Here is a 3,799-nt window from a genome sequence, read left to right as displayed (position 1 = left end):
AGCACTATGGCGAATCAACACGTTATTACCACATTTTGGACACTCGCATTCGAGCTCTCCCTCATAACCAACCTCAGGCCCCATTCCTCGTTCCTCGGAGCTAACCGCATCCATACAAATGTCCGAACCATCAATAGCGAGCTCGTTGGAGCATTTTTGACATTCGATGATTGCAGTGCCGCTAAGGTTCAAATCTAGACTCCTGATGGCTAACAGTTTATCCAATTGCAGATGCGATATATCACTTTGCTGTATATCTCCGATCTAGCCTGGCCCAAGAACCCCAAAAAATTGACTACCAATCAGTGACTTGCCCTACAAGCAGAAATCACTCTCAACAGACTTTTCTTGCATCCGCTTTTCGGAAAAACAACCTTATCTCAGCTACTTACAAATTTCTGTAAGCCATATCCTACAAATTCAACGTGCGCGCGGGTGAAAAACGGGACCTTATCCCCGGCCCGCAAGGCCGGGGATAACGGCTTATCGCTGTAATTCCCCCACCTTCTCCTTCGAAAACACCCCATAAAGACTCGGCAACACCAACAACGTCAACGCCGTGGCCGACACCAGGCCGCCGACAATGACCACCGCCAATGGCCGCTGCACTTCACTGCCCACGCCCGTCGCCAACAACATGGGAATCAGCCCCAACATGGAGGTAAGCGCCGTCATCAATACCGGGCGTAGCCGCGAGACGGCACCTTCGAAGATCGCCGTCTCCAGCGCTTCGCCATCGCGCAGGCGATGATTGATGGCTTCCACCATCACCACCCCATTCAACACCGCTACCCCAAACAAAGTAATAAAGCCCACCGAACTGGGCACGGACAGGTACTGGCCGCTGATTGCCAGGGCGAGGATGCCGCCGATGAGGGCCAGGGGCACGTTGACCAGGATCAGGGCGGCCTGGGCCACGGAGCCGAAGGCGAAGTAGAGCAACAGGGCGATCAGGCCCACAGCCACGGGCACCACCATGGCCAGGCGTTGCTGGGCACGCTGCTGGTTTTCGTACTGGCCGCCGATATCCACGCTGTAGCCGGCGGGCAGGTCCACGTCAGTATCGATGGCGCTTTGAATGTCGGCTACCACGGAGCCCATATCGCGACCGGCCACGTTGGCCTGGATGACTACGCGGCGTTGCACGTCGTCGCGGCTGATCTGCGGCGGGCCGGACACCAGGGATACATCCGCCACCTCCATGAGGCGCACCCAGGCACCGTCGGCGGCTTTCAGGCGCAGGTTGCGGATGGCCTCAGCGTTGTTGCGGGCGCTTTGTTCCAGGCGCACATAGATGTCGTAGCGTTCGTTGCCGTTGATCACCTGCCCGGCGCTGCCGCCACCGAGGCCATTGCTGACCAGATCCATGACCTGATTGACGCTAAGGCCATAGCGGCTGAGGGCGTTACGATCCGGGGTGACCACCAGTTGGGCTTCCCCGGCTATCTGTTCCAGTTGCACGTCGGTGGCACCGTCCACGGCTTTCACGACCTGGGTGATGGCTTCGCCTTTTTCCTGAAGCACGGCCAGGTCCGGGCCGAACAGCTTGATGGCCAGCTGGGCTTTGACGCCGGAGAGCAGTTCGTCCACGCGCATGGCGATGGGCTGGGAAAAGTTGAGCAACAGGCCCGGATGCACGTCGAGCTTTTGCTGAATTTTTTCCTGCAACTCGAGACGACTGCTGGCGCTTTCCCATTCACTCACCGGCTTGAGGCCGATGTAGATTTCCACGTTGCTCACCGGCTCCGGATCGCCGCCGATTTCCGCGCGCCCTACCCGGCTGAGTGCATAGGTGACTTCCGGGAAGGTCATGATTTCCTGTTCCAGTTTTTCGCCCACGGCTAACGCGGTATCGAGGCTGGAGGACGGCGCCAGGGTCACGCGCAGGGCCAGGGTGCCTTCTTCCAGTACCGGCACGAACTCGGTGCCGATAAAAGGCGTGGTGGCCAGCGCCAGGGCGAACAGCCCTACCGCGCCGCCGATGACCATTTTGCGCGCCTGCATGGCCCTGGCCAGCACGGCGCGGTAGCGGGCTTCCAGCCACTGCATCAGCCGGTTGGGTTTGTCTTCCACGCCGTGGCGGAACAGGAAGCCCGCCAGGGCCGGCACCACGATCAACGCCACCAGCACGGCGGCGGCCATGGCGAGCATGATGCTGATAGCCATGGGCACGAACATTTTCGCTTCCACCCCTTCGAAGGCGAACAGGGGCATGAACACCACCAGAATAATGCTGGCGGCGAAGAACACCGGGCGGGCCACTTCCTGGGCGGCGTCCTTCACGCGCAGGGCGATGCCGCCCGGTTGGTCGTGGCTGCCCTCTACCCGGCTCAGGTGCTTGAAGATGTTTTCCACCATCACCACGGAGCCATCCACCAGCATGCCGATGGCCACGGCCAGGCCGCCCAGGGACATGAGGTTGGCGGACATGTCCAGGCTGGCCATGACCAGTAGCGCCAGGCCAATGGACAGAGGAATGGACAACAGCACCAGGGCGGTGGCGCGGAGATTCATGAGGAACAGCGCCAGCACGATGACGATAAACACAAAGGCCAGCAGCAAGGCGGTGACCACAGTGCCCACGGCTTTTTCCACCAGATCGGCCTGGTCGTAGAACACCTGGAATTCCACCCCGTCGGGCAGGGCCTGGCGGATGCGCGCTTCGCGATCCTTGATGCCATCGATGGTGGCCTTGGTGTTGGCCCCCATGCGCTTGAGCACGATGCCCGCCACCACTTCGCCCAACGCTTCCGGTTCGCCGTTGGCAGCGCGGCGGGTCATGGTGAGCGCGCCCTGACGGATCTCGCCGCCGAATTTCACCTTTGCCACGTCACTGACGCGCACCTGGGTGCCGTCCACTTCCTTGAGGGGAATGGCAGCAATGTCGCCGAGCCCCTGCTCGCCGCTGCCCACCCAGCCCATGCCGCGGATGACCAGTTGTTCGGCCCCGCGATCCAGATACCAGCCGCCGGCGTTGCGGTTGTTGGCGGCGATGGCGTCCATGACCTGTTGCAGGGTCAGGTCGTAGGCCAGCAGGCGGGTGGGATTCACGTTCACCTGATACTGGCGCACGTCACCGCCGTAGCTGAGCACATCGGTGACGCCGCCCACCGGCATCAGCAACAGCTTCACCACCCAGTCGTTAAGACTGCGCAGTTGCATGGCATCCACCCCGGAGCCGGGTTGGGCGGTGAGCAGGTATTGATAGACCTGACCAAGCCCGGAGGTGTTGGGGCCCATTTCCGGGGTGCCCACGCCTTCGGGAATATCTTCCCGCGCCGCCTGCAGCCTTTCGAACACCAGCTGGCGGGCGAAGTAGATATCGGTGCCTTCCTCGAACACCACGGTGACGATGGACAGGCCGGTCTTGGAAATGGAGCGCACCTCGTCCACCTGGGGCAACGCGTACATCACCGCCTCGATGGGGTAGGTGATCAGCTGCTCCACTTCTTCCGCGGCCAGGCCTTCCGCTTCGGTGTTCACCTGTACCTGCACATTGGTAACGTCCGGGAAGGCATCCAGTTTCAGGTTGGGGAGTTGCCAGCCGATCACGCCGATGGTGATGACCAGTAACAGCAATACAATGAGGCGGCTGTTTACCGCCCAGTCGATTAGTTTGTTGAACATGGTGGTCTCCTGGACCTGCCGGTGTTTTTTGCTGCGGCGCTTCTGGATGTGAAGACTGGGGAGCAACGCTGGATCATTGATCTGCGTTTGGAGCCTCTCACCCTCTCCCTGTCCCTCTCCCCTCAAGGGAGAGGGGACCTTCCAGAGAGGCCGCACATGGCATCATCACCGG

General features: G+C 60.8%; 2 protein-coding genes. Both read right to left on the bottom strand.

Annotated features, from left to right (window positions below):
• Positions 1-192: hypothetical protein (locus tag A0251_RS17660; protein ID WP_231874274.1), on the bottom strand; the 192-nt coding region annotated here is incomplete at its 3' end.
• Between the two features lie 291 nt (positions 193-483).
• Entirely contained in the window at positions 484-3,627 is a 3,144-nt protein-coding gene (locus tag A0251_RS17045) for an efflux RND transporter permease subunit (RefSeq protein ID WP_062818035.1), read from the bottom strand.
• Positions 3,628-3,799: the final 172 nt, after the last annotated feature.

Origin of the sequence: Alcanivorax sp. NBRC 102024 (genome assembly GCF_001602235.1) — a bacterium.
GTDB lineage: Bacteria > Pseudomonadota > Gammaproteobacteria > Pseudomonadales > Alcanivoracaceae > Alcanivorax.
Note: the sequence above shows the minus strand (reverse complement) of the source record. Positions and strands in the feature narration are given on the sequence as shown.